At 58.8% G+C, this 18658-nt stretch carries 20 protein-coding genes; 10 read left to right on the top strand and 10 right to left on the bottom strand.

Going from position 1 to position 18658, the window contains the following annotated elements; translation table 11 throughout:
- The first annotated feature begins 35 nt into the window (after positions 1–35).
- The 3 genes from VCA57_RS23100 to rarD all read left to right on the top strand — a co-directional run bounded on the left by VCA57_RS23100 (position 36) and on the right by rarD (position 2960).
- Positions 36–770 carry a ComF family protein gene (locus tag VCA57_RS23100; RefSeq protein ID WP_411188046.1) on the top strand — a complete coding sequence of 245 codons (735 nt, stop codon included), beginning with the start codon at positions 36–38 and terminating at the stop codon, positions 768–770.
- 97 nt (positions 771–867) lie between these two features.
- The gene (locus tag VCA57_RS23095) at positions 868–1842 is read left to right on the top strand and encodes a serine/threonine protein kinase (RefSeq protein ID WP_411188044.1); all 975 of its coding nucleotides are present in this window, start codon (positions 868–870) and stop codon (positions 1840–1842) included.
- 224 nt (positions 1843–2066) lie between these two features.
- Complete coding sequence (rarD, locus tag VCA57_RS23090) at positions 2067–2960, top strand: EamA family transporter RarD (protein ID WP_411188042.1); 894 nt, start codon at positions 2067–2069, stop codon at positions 2958–2960.
- A gap of 216 nt (positions 2961–3176) precedes the next feature.
- Here rarD and VCA57_RS23085 read toward each other — a convergent pair whose 3' ends face one another.
- Together VCA57_RS23085 and VCA57_RS23080 are read right to left on the bottom strand one after the other, a co-directional pair.
- A complete protein-coding gene (locus VCA57_RS23085; protein ID WP_411188040.1) occupies positions 3177–3695 on the bottom strand; it encodes a glycine cleavage system protein R in 519 nt (172 codons plus the stop codon).
- A 26-nt stretch (positions 3696–3721) separates the two neighbouring features.
- Entirely contained in the window at positions 3722–4168 is a 447-nt protein-coding gene (locus VCA57_RS23080; RefSeq protein ID WP_411188038.1) for a GNAT family N-acetyltransferase, read from the bottom strand.
- Positions 4169–4462: 294 nt separating this feature from the next.
- On the opposite strand from VCA57_RS23080, the gene VCA57_RS23075 reads away from it, so the two are divergent.
- From VCA57_RS23075 to VCA57_RS23065, 3 genes are all read left to right on the top strand, one after another.
- Positions 4463–6640: a malate synthase G gene (locus VCA57_RS23075; RefSeq protein ID WP_411188036.1), complete on the top strand. Its 2178-nt coding sequence runs from the start codon at positions 4463–4465 to the stop codon at positions 6638–6640.
- A 194-nt stretch (positions 6641–6834) separates the two neighbouring features.
- Positions 6835–8766 (top strand): putative nucleotidyltransferase substrate binding domain-containing protein, encoded by a 1932-nt coding sequence (locus tag VCA57_RS23070; protein ID WP_411188034.1) that lies wholly within the window; start codon positions 6835–6837, stop codon positions 8764–8766.
- Entirely contained in the window at positions 8763–9464 is a 702-nt protein-coding gene (locus tag VCA57_RS23065; protein ID WP_411188032.1) for a PolC-type DNA polymerase III, read from the top strand. Before VCA57_RS23070 ends, VCA57_RS23065 begins: the two co-directional genes overlap by 4 nt.
- Positions 9465–9618: 154 nt before the next feature.
- On the opposite strand, the gene yegQ is transcribed toward VCA57_RS23065, so the two are convergent.
- From yegQ to creD, 6 genes are all read right to left on the bottom strand, one after another.
- Positions 9619–10935, bottom strand: a complete 1317-nt coding sequence (gene yegQ, locus VCA57_RS23060) for a tRNA 5-hydroxyuridine modification protein YegQ (protein WP_411188030.1) — start codon at positions 10933–10935, stop codon at positions 9619–9621.
- A gap of 170 nt (positions 10936–11105) precedes the next feature.
- Entirely contained in the window at positions 11106–11612 is a 507-nt protein-coding gene (locus VCA57_RS23055; RefSeq protein WP_411188028.1) for a hypothetical protein, read from the bottom strand.
- 157 nt (positions 11613–11769) lie between these two features.
- Positions 11770–13539: a sodium:solute symporter family protein gene (locus VCA57_RS23050; RefSeq protein WP_411188026.1), complete on the bottom strand. Its 1770-nt coding sequence runs from the start codon at positions 13537–13539 to the stop codon at positions 11770–11772.
- Positions 13540–13542: 3 nt separating this feature from the next.
- Positions 13543–13803: a DUF4212 domain-containing protein gene (locus VCA57_RS23045; RefSeq protein WP_411188024.1), complete on the bottom strand. Its 261-nt coding sequence runs from the start codon at positions 13801–13803 to the stop codon at positions 13543–13545.
- Between the two features lie 410 nt (positions 13804–14213).
- Positions 14214–14531, bottom strand: coding sequence for a hypothetical protein (locus tag VCA57_RS23040; RefSeq protein WP_411188022.1), 318 nt, complete (start codon positions 14529–14531; stop codon positions 14214–14216).
- Positions 14532–14587: 56 nt separating this feature from the next.
- Positions 14588–15949 (bottom strand): cell envelope integrity protein CreD, encoded by a 1362-nt coding sequence (gene creD / locus VCA57_RS23035; RefSeq protein WP_411188020.1) that lies wholly within the window; start codon positions 15947–15949, stop codon positions 14588–14590.
- 175 nt (positions 15950–16124) lie between these two features.
- Here creD and VCA57_RS23030 point away from each other — a divergent pair, with 175 nt between their 5' ends.
- The 3 genes from VCA57_RS23030 to VCA57_RS23020 are packed head-to-tail and all read left to right on the top strand — an operon-like array spanning position 16125 to position 17426.
- On the top strand, positions 16125–16565 hold the full coding sequence (locus VCA57_RS23030) for a DUF2628 domain-containing protein (protein WP_411188018.1): 441 nt from the start codon (positions 16125–16127) through the stop codon (positions 16563–16565).
- A 26-nt stretch (positions 16566–16591) separates the two neighbouring features.
- Entirely contained in the window at positions 16592–17068 is a 477-nt protein-coding gene (locus VCA57_RS23025; RefSeq protein ID WP_411188016.1) for an OsmC family protein, read from the top strand.
- A 34-nt stretch (positions 17069–17102) separates the two neighbouring features.
- Entirely contained in the window at positions 17103–17426 is a 324-nt protein-coding gene (locus VCA57_RS23020; RefSeq protein ID WP_411188014.1) for a DUF2834 domain-containing protein, read from the top strand.
- Here VCA57_RS23020 and VCA57_RS23015 read toward each other — a convergent pair.
- Positions 17423–17575: a DUF3096 domain-containing protein gene (locus tag VCA57_RS23015; RefSeq protein ID WP_079203638.1), complete on the bottom strand. Its 153-nt coding sequence runs from the start codon at positions 17573–17575 to the stop codon at positions 17423–17425. The two genes, VCA57_RS23020 and VCA57_RS23015, sit on opposite strands and share 4 nt — an antisense overlap.
- 125 nt (positions 17576–17700) lie before the next feature.
- On the opposite strand from VCA57_RS23015, the gene VCA57_RS23010 reads away from it, so the two are divergent.
- Positions 17701–18207, top strand: coding sequence for a DinB family protein (locus VCA57_RS23010; protein ID WP_411188011.1), 507 nt, complete (start codon positions 17701–17703; stop codon positions 18205–18207).
- Here the strand turns inward: VCA57_RS23010 and VCA57_RS23005 are convergent.
- On the bottom strand, positions 18204–18650 hold the full coding sequence (locus tag VCA57_RS23005; RefSeq protein ID WP_411188009.1) for a GNAT family N-acetyltransferase: 447 nt from the start codon (positions 18648–18650) through the stop codon (positions 18204–18206). The two genes, VCA57_RS23010 and VCA57_RS23005, sit on opposite strands and share 4 nt — an antisense overlap.
- Positions 18651–18658 lie beyond the last annotated feature (8 nt).

The raw sequence follows: 18658 nt of genomic DNA, 5'->3' as shown, positions 1-18658 counted from the left end.
GCGACACGGATGTTCGGCATAGTTATGGAAGGTTTATGCGCTGTCAACCCGACTCACAAAACCAGGTTTACAACTGGTTAAAAATCAAACATACCTGTTTGCTCTGCGACGAGACTGCAGACACCACGCTGGCCATCTGTAGCAGTTGCGAAGCCGAGCTCCCCTGGCTGGGCGGACATTGCCAGGTGTGCGCCTTGCCCTTGCCCAGCCATGGCTTGGTATGCGGGGCCTGCCTGAAAAAACCGCCCAGCTTTACCAAGGTCGAAGTACCCTGGCGCTACGCCTTCCCCATCGACAGCCTGATTACCCGGTTCAAGCACCAGGCCAAGTGGCCATTGGGACGTCTGCTCGGCGAGCTTTTGTCACACCATCTGCAACATGCCTTTGATGAAGGGCTGAGCAAGCCCGACGTGCTACTGCCCGTACCGCTGGCAGACAAACGGCAACGCCAGCGCGGCTTCAACCAGGCCGGCTTGCTGTGCGAATGGCTAAGTCCGCTATTGCAGCTGCCAGTGCAAGCGCACTGGTTACAGCGCGTGGTCGATACCCCGGCGCAGCAACAACTGGATGCCGCCACACGCAAACGCAACCTGCGCAAGGCGTTTGCCCTGGCACCAGGCAGCGCGGTATCCGGCCTACACGTGGCCCTAGTCGATGACGTGCTAACCACCGGCGCGACTGCGCAAAGCCTGGCACGCTTACTCAAGCAAGCTGGCGCGGCGCGAGTGGATGTGTACTGCCTGGCGCGCACGCCAAAACCGGGTGACTAACTAGGGGTTGTTGCCGTTTAACTCGTGGCCACGCCGGAGCCAGCCCTTGCCAGTGACATAAGGGTTACACTTTGCGGCCAACTAGCTGGAGTCGCCCATGTCCCATCCATTTGCTGCACTCACACCCGACCTGGTGCTGGATGCCGTGGAGAGCCTCGGCTATCTCAGCGACGCCCGCGTGCTGGCGCTCAACAGTTATGAAAACCGCGTCTATCAGGTCGGCATCGAAGACGAGACGCCGCTGATCGCCAAGTTCTATCGCCCGGACCGCTGGACCGATGCGGCCATTCGCGAAGAGCACAACTTCACCTTCGAGCTGGCCGAATGCGAGGTGCCCGTGGTGGCACCCTTGGCACGCGATGGCGAAACCCTGTTCGAGTACTCTGGCTTCCGCTTTGCTCTATTCCCACGGCGTGGCGGGCGTGCGCCGGAGCCGGGTAACCTCGACCAACTGTATCGCCTCGGCCAACTGCTTGGCCGTTTGCATGCCGTAGGTTCACTCAAGCCCTTTGCCCACCGTGAAGCTCTGCAGGTGAGCAACTACGGCCACGCCTCCCTGGCGACACTGCTTGAGGGCAACTTTGTCCCACGCAGCCTGCTGCCGGCTTACGAGTCAGTGGCCCGCGACCTGCTCAAGCGCCTGGACGCGCTGTTCGCCAACAATCCGGTCCAAGCGATTCGCCTGCACGGCGACTGCCACCCTGGCAACCTGCTGTGCCGTGACGAAACCTTCCACATGGTCGATCTCGACGACTGCCGCATGGGACCGGCAGTGCAGGATCTGTGGATGATGCTCGCTGGCGAACGCCATGAACGCCTTGGCCAGCTCTCGGAATTGATGGATGGCTACCAGGAGTTTCACGACTTCAACCCACGCGAACTGCCGCTGATCGAAGGCCTGCGGGCGTTGCGCCTGATGCACTACAGCGCCTGGCTGGCGCGACGCTGGGACGACCCGGCCTTCCCAATGAGCTTCCCCTGGTTCGGCAGCGAGCGCTACTGGGGCGATCAGATCCTAATCCTGCGCGAGCAACTGGCGGCACTGGATGAAGAGCCGCTGAAGCTGTTTTGATCAATTGGCTGTTGCCTGGTTGAAATAGGTAGAGCGACTTAAGTAGGAGGCAATACCCATCTGGCCGACAGCGATGGGTATCGCTACGCTCAACCTGTCCGACACGACCAGTGGCTCACTAATGACTGCAAACCCAGCGAGCGAAAAGCTGAACAACCAGACAACTCCCTGCGCACCCAGATAGAATTCCAGCCTTTCCTTAGCCAGCCAAACAAGGACCCAGCATGGCCTCCGCCAACCCGCGTCGCGGGTATATCCTCGGCCTGACCGCCTACATTATCTGGGGTCTGTTCCCGCTCTATTTCAAAGCCATGCAAAGCGTGCCGGCAGTGGAAATTATCGTCCATCGCGCGCTCTGGTCGGCCGTGTTTGGCGCATTGCTGTTGCTGGTTTGGAAGCACCCCGGCTGGATGCGCGAGCTGCAGGCCAACCCTAAGCGCTTTGCCGTGCTGGGCCTTAGTGGCGTACTGATTGCCAGCAACTGGCTGGTGTATGTATGGGCTGTGAATGATGGACGCATGCTCGAAGCCAGCCTCGGCTATTACATCAACCCACTGGTCAACGTGCTGCTCGGCATGCTGATTCTCGGCGAGCGCTTGCGCCGCTTGCAGTGGATCGCCGTGGCGCTGGCGGCGCTGGGCGTACTGCAACAACTGTGGCAAGTCGGCAGCATTCCCTGGGTGTCACTGGTGCTGGCGCTGACCTTCGGCTTCTACGGGCTGATCCGCAAACAGGCACCGGTTTCCGCACTACCTGGCTTGGTCGTGGAAACCTGGCTATTACTGCCGCTGGCGCTTGGTTGGTTGCTGCTCAACCCGACAGCGATGAGCTCTCAGTCTGAATTCTGGACTACGCCGCAGGCGCTCTGGCTGATCGCCGCCGGCCCGATCACCCTGGTGCCGCTGGTGTGCTTCAACGCCGCGGCCCGCCACCTGCCCTACACCACCCTGGGCTTTCTGCAGTACCTGGCTCCGACCCTGGTACTGCTGCAGGCGATCTTCCTGTTTGGCGAGCATTTCGACCCGAGCAAGCTATTAGCGTTTATCTGCATCTGGGCTGGCCTGGCGATTTACAGCGTGGATGCCTGGCTAAGCCTGCGTAAACGCCAGCCAGGTTAAAAAACAACCAGCTCGCTACAGCACAGCGCCCACCTGGGCTGCAGCGGGTTGCCCCCGGCTTATCCACAGAAGCATCCCCGGCTTATGTGCACAACCAAACGTTAAGTGCTTATTTTTTAAGCACTTAACAAAAAGCCCCGGGGCACTAAGCAGTGCGCCAGGGCTCCTTATGCTACGCACAGGCTTATCCACATGGATCGTGGATAACCTCCGGTATCAATCGTCGGCCTGCAGCTTCAGCTCCACCATCAGGTCATCGGCCAGGGTTTCCAGATGCGTCTGCAACTGCTCCAGGCTCAGGCTTTGCGGCACACCCAGTAATGCTTGGGCTTGAAACAGCAGTTCGCCGCTCATCGGCGCTGGCACAACCTCAGTGTTCAAACTCTCCAGATTGACGCCATGAGCGCTGAGCAAGCGCGTGATGTCGCGCACGATGCCCGGCCGATCATTACCCACCAATTCCAGACGAATCGCCTGCCAGACGCTAAGCGGCGCATCACCACCAGCGGCGACCTGCACACGGATGCCCTGGGCCTGCAAAGCATCGAGGGCGACGAGCAAGCCGGCATGCCCGGTGAGCGGCACATCAACCCGCAGTATCCCGGCGAACTGTCCGGCCATGCGCGACATGCGGCTTTCCAGCCAATTGCCACCATGCGCACTGATGCACTGCGCTACACGTTCAACCAGCCCCGGCTGGTCCTGAGCAATAACCGTAAGTACCAGATGATCCATGCTCTGCTCCTTAATTCAGCGGCGGTTCAATTCAACCCCAACCAATAGGTATAAAACACCTCATCACGCACATAACCCAGGCGTTCGTAGAGGGCTTGTCCTGGCAGATTGCTCTTTGCCGTTTCCAACTGCAAACCGCAGGCACCTGTCGCTTCAGCATGCGCGCGCGCAGCGTTCATCAACGCCTCGCCCACACCCTGACGGCGCGCCTGCTTGCTCACATACAAGTCACTGAGCAACAAGGCCGGCTGCAAGGCCAACGAGGAGAAAAACCCATAGAGCTGAACAAAGCCCAGGGCAACACCGTTTTCATCTCGGGCCAGTAGTATGGTTGAGTCGCTCTGACGCAGACGAGCTGCTAAAAACTCATGAACCTGTGCCAGCGGCTTGGGCACCTCATAGAAGTGCAGGTAGGCGGCAAACAGTTCGCAAAGGTGCTCCAGATCCGCCGCAGCGGCTGCCTGTATACGCATGGTGCTGGCGCTCCTGAAAGGTGATAAGCAGTATAGGTAGCGGTTTGCCTTTGGGGCTACCGATACACCCGCCAAAAAAATTGTGTACTATTTCATCTTAAAATTGGAACAATTAATTTAAAACCATGAAACAAAACCACGGAGAATGACCAAATACAGCGCACCAGTCGCATAGCGACGCGCCCCAACTGATTTTCCACGAATCTTGATGTAGTATGCCGCGCCCCGGACTACATAACTTATTTCCCATGTCCGATGCGCTATTTAGTAGAGCTGAGCAGAGTGAGGCGAGTGATGACTGAACGCGTTCAAGTAGGCAGCCTGCAGGTTGCTAAAGTGCTGTTCGACTTCGTGAATAACGAAGCCATCCCCGGTACCGGCATTGCTGCCGAGACGTTCTGGGCAGGTGCCGAAGCGGTCATCAATGACCTGGCACCGAAAAACCGTGCGCTGCTCGCCAAACGCGACCAGATTCAGGCGCAAATCGACGGCTGGCACCAAGCCCGCGCAGGCCAGGCCCACGACGCCGTAGCCTACAAAGCCTTCCTTGCAGAGATCGGCTACCTGCTGCCAGAGCCGGCTGATTTCCAGGCCACCACGCAAAACGTTGACGAAGAAATCGCCCGCCTGGCCGGCCCACAGCTGGTCGTGCCAGTGATGAATGCGCGCTTCGCCCTGAACGCTTCCAACGCCCGCTGGGGCTCGCTGTACGACGCGCTGTACGGCACTGACGCGATCAGCGAAGCCGACGGCGCGGAAAAAGGCAAAGGCTACAACAAGGTCCGCGGCGACAAGGTTATTGCCTTCGCACGCGCCTTCCTCGACGAAGCTGCACCGCTGGCGGCAGGCTCGCATGTCGATTCCATCGGCTACTCGATTGTTGACGGCAGGCTGGTGGCCGCTCTTAGAGGCGGGAGCAACAGTGGCCTGCACGATGACGCGCAACTGGCGGGCTTCCAAGGCCCAGCCGAAGCGCCTATCGCGGTGCTGCTCAAGCACAACGGCCTGCATTTCGAAATCCAGATCGACGCCAGCACCCCAGTCGGCCAGACCGATGCTGCCGGCGTTAAAGACGTGCTGATGGAAGCCGCACTGACCACCATCATGGACTGCGAAGATTCCGTCGCCGCCGTCGATGCTGACGACAAAGTAGTGATTTACAAGAACTGGCTCGGCCTGATGAAAGGCGACCTGAGCGAAGAAGTTGCCAAAGGCGGTCAGACCTTCACCCGCACCATGAACCCGGACCGCGTGTACACCCAGGCCGATGGCGGCGAGCTGACCCTGCACGGCCGCAGCCTATTGTTCGTGCGTAACGTTGGCCACTTGATGACCAACCCGGCGATTCTCGACGCCGCAGGCAACGAGGTTCCGGAAGGTATCCAGGACGCGCTGTTCACCAGCCTGATGGCGGTGCACAACCTGAATGGCAACACCAGCCGCAAGAACACCCGCACCGGTTCGGTCTACATCGTTAAGCCGAAGATGCACGGCCCCGAAGAAGTGGCCTTTACCAGCGAGATGTTCGGCCGCGTTGAAGACGTCCTCGGCCTGCCGCGCAACACCCTGAAAGTCGGCATCATGGACGAAGAGCGACGCACCACCGTCAACCTCAAGGCCTGCATCAAGGCGGCCAGCGAGCGCGTGGTATTCATCAACACCGGCTTCCTCGACCGTACCGGTGACGAAATCCACACCTCCATGGAAGCCGGCGCCGTGGTGCGTAAAGCAGCCATGAAGACTGAAAAGTGGATCGGCGCTTACGAGAACTGGAACGTCGACATTGGCCTGGCCACCGGCCTGCAAGGCCGCGCGCAGATCGGTAAAGGCATGTGGGCCATGCCCGACCTGATGGCCGCCATGCTGGAGCAGAAAATCGCTCACCCGCTGGCCGGCGCCAACACCGCCTGGGTGCCGTCGCCGACCGCCGCCGCGCTGCACGCGCTGCACTACCACAAGGTTGACGTGTTCGCCCGTCAGGCCGAACTGGCCAAACGCGAGCGTGCCTCAATCGATGACATCCTCAGCATCCCACTGGCCAAGGACACCAACTGGACCCCGGAAGAGATTCAGAACGAACTGGACAACAACTCTCAGGGCATCCTCGGCTATGTTGTGCGCTGGATCGACCAAGGCGTCGGCTGCTCCAAGGTGCCGGACATCAATGACATCGGCCTGATGGAAGACCGCGCCACGCTGCGCATCTCCAGCCAACTGCTGGCCAACTGGCTGCGTCATGGCATCGCCACTGAAGAGCAGATCGTCGCCAGCCTCAAGCGCATGGCTCCGGTTGTCGATCGTCAGAACGCCCATGACCCGCTGTACCGGCCGCTGGCACCCAACTTCGACAGCAACATCGCCTTCCAGGCCGCGCTGGAGCTGGTGATCGAGGGTGCCAAACAGCCCAACGGCTACACCGAGCCAGTGCTGCACCGCCGCCGCCGCGAATTCAAGACCGCCAACGGCCTGTAACCCGTCGCTGTAGCTACACAGAAACCGCCCTCCGGGGCGGTTTTTTTATGCGCACCGAATTACCCTGAAACGCCGGTGCAGCAAGCACTTGCCAGAGATCGCGACAGGCTGCGCTGGCTGGCTAGACTTACGTCCAATGGCCAGCGCCACTGCGCCAGCCGACCATAAGCGCTTAGATCACGGTGAGGCCGTCCATGAGCACAGCGGATGCATTCGCCCAGGCAGGCAAGACGGCGGTGCTGCAGAACATCCATGGCACCATGGAGTTCCTGCAGAAGTTTCCACCCTTCAATCAGATGGAGTCCGCCCACCTGGCGTACCTGGTGGAGAACTGCCAGCTGCGCTTCTATAGCGCAGGCGAAACCATCATCAAGCCGGCTGACGGCCCGGTGGCACACTTTTTCGTGGTCAAACAGGGGCGCGTACATGGTGAGCGTCCGCATTCGGCACGCAGGGGCACGGAAACCACCTTCGAGATCACCACCGGCGAGTGCTTCCCGCTGGCGGCGCTGATCGGCGAACGTGCCACTCGCACCGAACACCTGGCCGCTGAAGACACCTTCTGCTTGCTACTAAACAAACCGGCATTCATCAAGCTGTTTGCCATGTCCAACCCGCTGCGTGATTTCGCCTTGCGCGGGGTCAGTAGCCTGCTCGACCAGGTCAACCAACAGGTGCAAATGCGCGCGGTGGAAACCCTCGGCGCGCAGTATTCGCTGGACACCCGCCTCGGCCAGTTGGCCATGCGCAACCCCATCAGCTGCGGCCCAGAGATGCCCATGCGTGATGCCGTCAAGCTGATGCATGAACAGCAAGTCGGCAGCATCGTTATCGTCGACCCCGCGCAAAAACCACTGGGCATCTTTACCCTGCGTGACTTGCGCCGCGTGGTAGCCGATGGCGTTGATCTGGCCCAGCCAATCAGCAGCCTGATGACCCAGTCGCCCTTTCATCTGTCGCCGGATGCCAGCGCCTTTGATGCGGCCATCGCCATGACCGAGCGGCATATCGCCCACGTCTGCCTGGTCGAGCACGGCACGCTGTGCGGGGTTATTTCCGAGCGCGATCTGTTCAGCCTGCAACGCGTTGACTTGGTGCACCTGGCGCGCACCATTCGCCATGCCGGGCGGGTTGAAACCTTGGCGGCACTGCGCGGCGACGTGCGCCAACTGGTCGACAGCATGCTCGCCCACGGTGCCAGTTCGACGCAAATCACCCAACTGATCACCATGCTCAACGACCACACCGTATGCCGGGTGATCGAGTTGACCCTGGAGGACCTGGGCGACCCAGGCATACCCTTTACCTGGCTGGTGTTCGGCAGCGAAGGTCGCAGCGAGCAAACCCTCTACACCGACCAGGACAACGGCATTCTGTTTGAGGCCAATGACGCCAGCGAGGCAGCAGCCATTCGCGGCCAACTGTTGCCTCTGGCCCATGAAATCAACCTGCGCCTGGCCCAGTGCGGTTTTACCCTGTGCAAAGGCAACATCATGGCCGGCAACCCCGAGCTGTGCCTGTCACGCGAGGAATGGTCGCGACGCTTCACGGGCTTTGTGCAAAAAGCCACGCCGGAAAACCTGCTGGCCTCAAGCATTTATTTCGACCTGCGCACGGTGTGGGGCGATCATCAGGGCTGCGAACAGCTACGCCAAGAGCTGTTGCAGCAGGTTGCCGGCAATAGCCTGTTCCAGCGCATGATGGCGGAAAATGCCCTGCGCCAGCGCCCGCCGGTGGGCATGTTCCGCGACTTTGTAGTGGCCCGCAAAGGTGCCGAAAAAGACACCCTGGACCTCAAGGTGCAAGGCCTAACGCCCTTCGTAGATGGCGCACGCCTACTGGCCCTGGCTCATGGCGTAGCCGCCTGCAACACCCTGGAGCGCCTGCGCGCGCTGATTAGCCAAGGCGTTATCGACGCTCAGGATGGCGCGGCCTACGAGGAGGCCTACCACTACATCCAACAGGCACGCATGCAGCAGCACCAACTGCAAGCGCGCGATGGCCTGCCCTACTCCAACCGAGTCGACCCGGATAACCTCAACCACCTGGATCGGCGCATCCTGCGTGAATCCTTCCGCCAGGCGCAACGGCTGCAGAGCAGCTTGGCCGTGAGATATCAGCTATGAGCACCTTTACCTGGCTAACCGGGCACAAACCGGTATTAACCCAAGCGCAGCTTGAGCGCCGCCAGCAGCTCGCCGAGGCCGCATCTCTCGACAACCGCACGCTGCAGCAGCGCTTTGTCGTTCTTGATCTGGAAACCAGCGGCCTGAATATGCGCCGCGATGTAGTGCTGTCGATAGGTGCCGTGGTGATCGATAACTCGGCCATCGACCTCAGCCAGCAATTCGAATGCACCCTGCAACGCGAAGGCCATCAGGCCAGCGCCAGCACGCTGATCCACGGCATCGCGCCCAGCGAGATTGCCAGAGGCGAGGAGCCCGCAGACGCCTTACTGGCCTTTATGGAGTTTGTCGGCGACAGTCCGTTGCTGGCCTTCCATGCCGAATTCGACCAACGCATGCTGGCCCGCGCCCTCAAACAAAGCCTGGGCTACCGCTTGCAGCATGCGTTCTTTGATGTCGCCGAAATCGCCCCACTGCTGTGCCCCAAGGCCAACGTGGGCAAGGCTGGCCTGGACAGCTGGACGCAGCATTTCGGCTTACAGGTGCATCAGCGCCATCACGCCAGCGCCGATGCACTGGTTACCGCCGAACTGGCGCTGATCTTGTTTAGCAAGGCGCGCCAGCAAGGCCTCGACAGCCTGCTGGCACTGCAACAGCAGCTCAACAGTCGACGCCGTCAGCGCGCGCATTCAATGTAGGCTTCAAGCCTCAATACCCGCAGGCACTGAAAGTAGGTCGATGACGCGCTTTTCATCCACCACGGCGGTAGGCCAGACCGTAGCCTGGATTAGCCGTAGGCGTAATCCGGGTTGCCTAGCCTTAAGTTGTCGGATTACGCTTCGCTAATCCAACCTACAAATCACGCATCAACAACGCATATTCCAGCTGCACCTCAGGCGGCACCGGCAGGTACAGCACGTGGCCGTCACCCGGGGCGACCGACATTGCCTGACCCTGGCGGTTTTCCAACTGTTCAAGGCTAAAACGCAGGTTGCCCTGAGGGGTCATCAGCTCCAGTCCATCGCCGATGGCAAAGCGGTTTTTCACCTTCACCTCAGCCAACTCGCCACGCCGCTCCCCCGTCAGCTCACCGACAAACTGCTGCTGTTCGGAGACCGAGCTGCCACGCTGATAGTTCTGGTATTCGTCGTGCACATGGCGACGCAAAAAGCCCTCGGTGTAACCGCGATGGGCCAGGGATTTCAGGGTGCTCATCAAACTCTTGTCGAACGGTTTGCCGGCGATGGCATCATCAATCGCCTTGCGATACACCTGAGCCGTGCGCGCCACGTAGTAGTGGGATTTGGTGCGCCCCTCGATCTTTAGCGAGTGCACGCCCATCTGCACCAACCGCTCGACATGCTGCACCGCGCGCAAGTCTTTGGAGTTCATGATGTAGGTGCCGTGCTCATCTTCAAACGCCGGCATGGGCTCGTCCGGGCGCGAGGCGTCCTGCAGCAGAAACACCTGCTCGGTAGGCGCGCCAACCCCCAAGGTGGGCTCAACCATACGCACGATATCGCCCATGTCGTTCTGAGCGCCCTGCTCGGTTTTGTACTCCCAACGACAAGCATTGGTGCAACTGCCCTGATTGGGGTCGCGCTTGTTGATATAGCCCGACAGCAGGCAGCGCCCGGAGTACGCCATACACAGCGCACCGTGAACGAATACCTCCAGCTCCATGCCCGGTACTTCGCTGCGGATTTCGGCGATTTCCTCCAGCGACAGTTCACGCGACAGGATCACCCGGCTCAGCCCCTGTTGCTGCCAGAACTTCACGCTGGCCCAGTTCACCGCATTGGCCTGCACAGAAAGGTGAATCGGCATCTGCGGAAAATATTCACGCACCAGCATGATCAAGCCCGGGTCGGACATGATCAGTGCATCCGGGGCCATCTCGATCACCGGCGCCAGGTCCTTGAGAAAGGTCTTCAACTTGGCGTTATGCGGGGCGATATTCACCACCACATAAAACTGCTTACCCTGCGCGTGTGCCTCGGCAATACCCAAGGCCAGATGCGCGTGATCAAACTCATTGTTACGCACCCGCAGGCTATAACGCGGCTGGCCGGCATACACCGCGTCCGCGCCATAGGCGAAGGCATAGCGCATGTTCTTCAAGGTCCCGGCAGGGGACAACAATTCAGGATAAGCAGGGAGAGTGACCATAAACCGCAGGCTCGGCAAACCAAGGGGGCGCGATTTTAGGGAGCCAGCCAAAGGGCTGTATTGATCTGCGTCTATAGCAGTGCCGCAAGCGTCATGCACAGACTAACGTCAAGGGCCAAAGAGATCGTGCAAACGCCCGAGCCTTGGCTCAGGCGTGGAAAAGAAGATGTTTAGGAGCAGGCACGCCGATAAAGCTCACCCTCGCGGTCTATGCGTTTCATCTGCTGCAGCAGCGGTTTCTTCTGCGCATCCAGTGGTAGCAGCTCGGCGGTGGTGCAGTTGAGTAGATGCGGCTGATGGCTGACGCGATCGACATGCTGCTTTTCAAAGCGGTAGAGGTTGAAGGCAACCACGTCGTTACCTGCGGCATCCTCACGTAGCAGGCTTTTGCTGTCGAGCACGGTAAAAGCGGTGGTCATCGGCCAGAAGTACGTCCAGGGGCGCCAGAACACTTCACCAGTTTCACTGGCTACGATCACAGACTCTGGCGGCTGACGCTGTAGCTGATAGTCGAACCAGGAATACTCGTAGTAAATCTGGTAAGCCAACATGCCCAAACCGCCAAACGCGGGAATGATCCACTTCGGCAATCGGTTGCCCGTCAGTTTGCGCAGCAGCATGGCAATACCAGCCGCCCCCAGCCCCGCAACCCCGATGGCAAGTAGTGTCCACAACATTGACTCACTCCTGAAATAAAAAACTGCCTGGAGCAGTTTTTAACGTGGCGCAACAACGGCCCAAAGGGTGGGTGCCATGGATGGCACCAATAAAACGGGCCTCGCAAAGAGGCCCGCTGATAAAACCCTGATCAACATTGATCAGGCTTGATTATGCTCAGTGGCTCAACGCGCCACCAGCACCTTTGGGAGTACGCACGCTTTCTACCAGGTCCTGAATCTCCTGAGGCGGTGCTTCAGTAGACAGGGACACCGCATAGGCTACGGCGAAGTTAATCACTGCACCCACAGTACCGATGGACAGCGGCGAGATGCCGAACAGCCAGTTATCCGGCGTGTTGGCGAAAGTCGCAGTGCCAGGGATGAAGAACCAGCCCAGGTACAGGAAGATGTAAACCACAGTGAATACTAGGCCTACCAGCATGCCGGCGATGGCGCCTTTGTTGTTTACCCGCTTGGAGAAGATACCCATCATCAGCGCCGGGAACAGCGTGGCCGCCGCGATACCGAAGGCCAACGCCACCACTTGCGCGGCAAAGCCAGGCGGGTTGAGCCCCAGATAGGTCGCCAACAGAATCGCGACCGCCATGGAGATCCGCGCGGCGAGCATTTCGTTCTTCTCACTGATCTTCGGATTGATCATGTTTTTGATCAAGTCATGACTCACGGCCGAGGAAATGGCCAACAACAGCCCCGCAGCAGTCGACAATGCAGCCGCAATTGCACCCGCAGCAATCAAGCCAACAACCCAGCTTGGCAGGTTGGCAATTTCCGGGTTGGCCAATACCAGAATGTCGTTGTTAACGGTCAACTCGTTGCCCTTCCAGCCACGAGCTTCTGCAGTTGGGGTAAAGGCAGGCGCTGCATCGTTGTACATCTGGATGCGACCATCGCTGTTCTTGTCTTCCCACTTGATCAAACCGGTGGTTTCCCAGGTTTTGATCCACTCCGGACGCTCTGTATAGGTCAGGGCTTGGGCAGTCGGACCTTCTGGGTAGATGGTGTGAACCAGGTTCAGGCGTGCCATCGAACCCACTGCAGGCGCAGTGAGATACAGCAGAGCGATGAAGATCAGTGTCCAGCCAGCAGACCAACGTGCGTCAGCCACTTTCGGTACGGTGAAGAAGCGAATGATTACGTGTGGCAGACCAGCAGTACCGATCATCAGCGACAGGGTAAACAACACCATGTTCAGCTTGTTGCTGACATCCGCCGTGTAGTCAGTAAATCCCAGTTCACGCACGACTTCATTGAGTTTATGCAGCAGCGGCACGCCTGACTCGACGTGGTCACCGAGCATACCGAACATCGGAATCGGGTTACCTGTCAGTTGCAGGGAGATGAATACCGCCGGAATGGTGTAAGCGATGATCAGCACGACGTACTGAGCAACCTGGGTGTAGGTGATGCCCTTCATGCCGCCGAAAACGGCGTAAACGAACACCACGCCAGCTGCGATCCAGATGCCGGTGGAGTTGCTGACTTCAAGGAAGCGCGAGAACGCCACGCCTGCACCAGCCATCTGACCGATAACGTAGGTTACGCAGATGATGATCAGACAGACCACAGCAGCCAAGCGTGCGCCGTTGCTGTAGAAGCGATCACCGATGAAATCCGGCACGGTGAACTTGCCGAACTTGCGCAAGTAAGGTGCCAGTAGCATGGCCAGCAGCACATAGCCACCGGTCCAGCCCATCAGATAGGTTGAGTTGGCATATCCACCGGCAGCCAGCAGGCCAGCCATGGAAATAAAGGACGCTGCTGACATCCAGTCGGCCGCAGTGGCCATACCATTGGTAATGGGGTGAACACCGCCGCCGGCGACGTAGAACTCTTTGGTTGAGCCAGCGCGGGCCCAGAAAGCGATGCCGAAATAGAGCGCAAAGGAGGCGCCCACAAACAGCATGTTAATTACAAACTGGCTCATGGGTTATTCCTCGACACCGAATTGTTTATCGAGTTTGTTCATTCTCCACGCGTAGAAGAAAATGAGCCCGACAAAGGTGAGAATCGAACCTTGCTGGGCGAACCAGAAGCCAAGGTCGGCACCGCCAACAGAGATACCTGCCAGCATGGGTCGAAGAAGTATGCCAAAGCCGTAAGACACAAGCGCCCAAACAACTAGGCAACAAGTAATCAGCCGGACGTTGGCCTTCCAGTACGCTGCTGCGTTTGCTTTTTCAGAAGTCATAAACTCCTCCAGTTATTGTTATTATCATGCAGCTTCAAGCTAGCAGCAGGTCGCCACAAGCCGACAGCTAGACATTGGTATTAGCTGGCTTACGCAGCATTGCAAGGTGCCTGCAGGCCTTAACAGGCGAGCACCCGACCATGGTCTAACAGCAGCGCGCCGGCTAGCAGGCAAAACCGGCGAAAAACTCTTTAAGTAAGCGAGTTGCCTCCCCCCTCCGGCCTGGAACGTTTCGCTAACACGCAGCGTCCCTGAGAAATCAACCTAACGCGCACGCACCCGCACATTGCCAGACGCCGCCGGATTCGAGGCAAGCTGCGCCGAGCGGTTTGACGCCGCAAATAGACGTGCAATCCGCCGCGCCAACAAATGCCCCGCGCGCGCCTCTTCGCGCAAGCCTATATGCCCGCTCATCGCACGTACCACAGACGGAAGAAGCCGGCAGCCAACAGCAGGGCAATCTGCCCAAGCGCTGTACACAAGCTGAGAAACGATTGCACAGCGTGACTCTGTGTAGCGTTGGCCAAGCCTGTCAGGTCATTCCAGAACGCCTCGGGCACTATCAGCAGACTCAACTGTGCCAAGGGCTGGCCAGTTAGCTGCAGGCCTTTGATCAGGTCGAATTGGCCGCAAAACATCAGGCCAACCAGCACCAGCAGAGCCACGACCAGCCCCAAGGCGAAACAGGCTACCCAGCGTACAAACAAGCGCATCAATAAACTCATCATGTGCAACTCCCACACAGGTAGAAACGCGGCGCAGGCCAGACCTGCGCCGCTGTCTGTTAAAGATCGCTGGCTGGGCGACTGGTCAGCGGCATGCGCCCCACGCCGTACCAATCGAGTTTGCGCGTCAGCACCATCACCCCAGCGAGCACACCGAAGACCAACACCGAGCCCATCAGCAAGGCGTAATCCTCTGCCCCGAGCAGGCCGAACAACATGCCGTAGAGCAGCGCCAGCAACGTGGCGAAGGACGCGCCACGTAAGGCGCTGTGCAACACGTAACTGACGTAGAAGCCGATCAGCAGCACACAGGCCGTCGCGGCAATACCGTAGGCCAGGGCAAAGTTCAGGTGCTCGGAAAGCGACAACAGCAGCAAATAGAACAGCGCCAGCGACATGCCCACCAGGGCGTACTGCACCGGGTGCACAGCCATGCGTTTGAGCACCTCAAAGAGGAAGAACACGGCAAAGGTCAGGCCGATAAACAGCAGCGCATATTTAATCGCCCGGTCGGTCTTCAGGTACTGGTCCACCGGGTCGACAAAGCTCACACCAAAATTGCGTGCAGTCAGCGCATCGCAGCTTTCCCCACGTACGCAGTCAGCCAGCGCCTCTTCCAGATTGGTGGCAAAGAAACTGGTCTGCCAATGTGCGCTAAAGCCTTTGCTGGAAACCTCGCGACTGCTTGGCAGGTATTCGCCAACAAAGCTTGGATGCGGCCAGCTGGACGTCAGCTCAACCTGGCTATCGCGACCCACAGGCGTAACGCTCAACTGCTCGGTACCTTGCAGCTTCAGCTCGAAGGCGAACTCCAGCACTTTGCCGCCCTGGGTATCCAGCGGCGGCAGCGGTGCATGCACGCCAGCACCGAAACGCTCCTCGGCGCTACCGGGGGAAAAACTCAGGTTGCTGCCGTTAAAGCGCAGCTGCAGGTCATTGCTGATGCCGCGAATATCGCTGATACCCACTGATAGAAACGGCGTGCCAAATTGGTAAAGGCCTAAGTCATCGCCTAGCCCCAACCGCGCTGGCAACTTAAAGGCACCGCTGATCTGGTTATCGCTGCGGTACAACAGCGCCTTGTAGATGCCCCGCGCGCGCTCTTCGGTGGCCACGTGGCCATTGAGCAAAAAGCGTTCGGGTAGGAAGTACAGCCGGCCGCTACGCTTCTGCTCCTCCATATAACGCTCCCCCGTCTTGGTATGGGTTTTCCACACGTGCCACACCTTGGTGTAAGGCATCACCAGAATCGGCCCGGTAAGTTGCTGGCGATAGCTGGAACTGCGGGCGATGTCCTGCAGCACCTCTGCGCGCTGGTACTGCCGCTCGCTCACCAGACCGTCAATCATCGTTAGCGGTATCAGCAATAACAGAATCAAAAAGGCGATAGCGCCTAGCTTGAAACCCAGAATGCGGCTCATGGTGCAACTCTCCAATACGGTTTAGGTAGGCAGAGTCTGGGCAGCCGGCGTGGTGGTTTTATGGAGGGGAGATGGAGAGTGCGTGGAGAGTTGGCGCAAAGTGCCAAGCGGCGAATAGACAGTATTTACAGAAGTGCGTAGCGTGCGCGAACTCGCCATTAATGGATGAACGGCCATGACCCAACACAACCCCTACGCCACCCCACAAGCCAACGTCGTCGCAGCAGAGTCACTGGTAAACGACGAGCAGATCGCTGCGCTGCCGATCTCGGACAAATGGAAGCAACGCTTCAGCGCGATTCACCACGCCGGTGGCGTGAAGATACCGAAGTTCAAAGAGCTGCCCAAAGCAGAGCGGCGTAAGGCCTTCAGTTTCAACTTCCTGGCGTTCTTCTTCGGGCCGATTTACTACGCCTGCAAAGGTATGTGGAAAAAGGGCCTGGCGCTGTTTGTCGCGTGCGCAGCCGTAGTGATTACCCTCGGCATCGGCCTGGACTATCTGGGCTACGGCACGATTGCCAACGCCTTGGGCTATGGCGTCAGCGCGGTGTTCGCCACACGCGCCAATATCGATTACTACAAGAAGATGCTGCTTAACGATAACGGCTGGTGGTGAATCCCCCAGCGCCTAGGAGAATGCCCATGACTGAGCATGTAGCTGAGGTGATTTGGCAGCGCGGCGAGCAGGACTTTCTTGGTAACCGCTACAGCCGCAAGCACCTGCTGCGGTTTGATGGTGGCCTGGAGGTCGCTGGCTCATCCTCGCCGCATGTTGTGCCACTGCCAATGTCGGACGCTACAGCTGTCGACCCAGAGGAAGCCTTTGTTGCCTCACTGTCCAGCTGCCACATGCTGTGGTTTCTCTCCATCGCGGCCAAACGCCGCTTCTGCGTCGATGCATATCATGACTGCGCCAGCGGCCTGATGCAGGCGAACGAGGCCGGCAGGATGTTTGTCTCCCTGGTGACTTTACGCCCGGCGGTCAGCTTCTCCGGTGACCGCGTGCCAAGCCTTGAACAGATCGAGCAGATGCACCATCAGGCCCACGAGGAATGCTTTATCGCCAACTCGGTGAAATCTGAGGTGCGCTGCGAGCCGCGTTTTATCGATAAACCCTAACGTTGCCGTCAGCACCTAAGCCAAGGATAGCCGCATGAAAAAGCTCGCACTGCCCCTGATCACCCTGCTGGCCTTCAGTGTCTACACCCTCTATGTGATGCTGCAGGCCGAGCAATCGCTGCTGCAATTTGGCATGCAATTGATGTCCAGCGCCGACACCGCCCAGGTGGTCATCGACCTTTACATACTCGCGGCCCTGGCCTGCATCTGGATGTACCGCGACGGCCGTGCGCGGGGCAAATCACTGGCATACCTGCTGCCATTTTTTGCCCTGACGGCACTGTTTGTCTCGGCCGGCCCCCTGCTCTATCTGGTGCTCAAGGCCATAGATTCAAGCAGCAGGCCGAACGCGGCTTAAAACCGCAGATTGAAATTGCCCGTGCCGAATATACCGACCAGGCCAATCACGATCAGGTAGATCGCCACGATGTAATTCAGCAAACGCGGCACCACCAGAATCAGAATACCGGCGATCAGCGAAATCAGTGGGGTAAGAGCAAGAGTCATCATCGTCACCTGTGAGTTATTGAAGTGCCAGTATGCGCGCCGCACCTAAACCGCACAGCGCTATCTACCTGCCGAACCGTTATGCAATCCGACCGTTAGTTCACACTCGTTTTTGAAGGCCATCTATGAGCAGCGCTAGCCTACTAACCTCGTTACTGCAGTACAAAGCCTGGGCCAATCAGGAGCTCTTCGGCGCATTGCAACAGCTTGAGACAATCAACCACGCTGCAGAGTTGCACGCTGCATTGCGCATCCTCAATCACATCTATGTAGTCGAACGGATTTTTGTCGCCAACCTGCAAGGCACCAGTCACGGCTACAGCGCCACCAACACCCAAGAGACACCCACGCTGGCAGCCCTGCAGCAGGCGGTTCAGGCGACTGATCGCTGGTATCAGGACTACACAGCAGGGCTAAGCGCCGAACAGCTGGCCGAGCGTCTGAACTTCAGTTTTGTAGATGGCGACCACGGCAGCATGAGCCGTGAAGAAATGCTCGCGCATATCGTCACCCACGGCGGCTATCACCGAGGTGCCGTCGGCCGGATCCTGGCGCAACTGCAACTGGCACCACCGAGGGATATCTACACGCGCTATCTGCATCAGGCGCAACCGCAGCGGCGCGAATCTTAGAGCGGCGGCTTAGCGATAAAAGCTTGCTTGTCATACCGATCAAACCCGGCTGACTCATAGAAGCGCAGGGTGGCTGGGTCTTTACTGCTGGTCATCAGCATGACCTTGTAGCAATCCTGCGCCCAGGCGAAGTGTTGAGCATGCACCAGCAGTGCCTGGCCATACCCACGCCCACGATGTTCGGTATGGGTCACTACATTTTCGATCAGGGCAAAAGGCCTGCAACCGAGCGTCAGGTTAGCGACCAAACTGATGCTACAACTGGCGACTAGCCGTGCATCGCGATAAAGCCCAAAGCAGCTGTGAGCCGGATTGGCCATGATCGTTTGCCATACGGTTTCAACCTGATGACGCGCGGGCAATGGTTGGTCGTCCGCGTGCAAATGCTCATAGAGGGCGAGCAGCGCATCCAGCTCACTCACCTCGATTTTGCGGATGTCCATCAAACTGT

Source organism: Pseudomonas sp. (assembly GCF_046581935.1).
Lineage (GTDB): Bacteria > Pseudomonadota > Gammaproteobacteria > Pseudomonadales > Pseudomonadaceae > Aquipseudomonas.
Note: the sequence above shows the minus strand (reverse complement) of the source record. Positions and strands in the feature narration are given on the sequence as shown.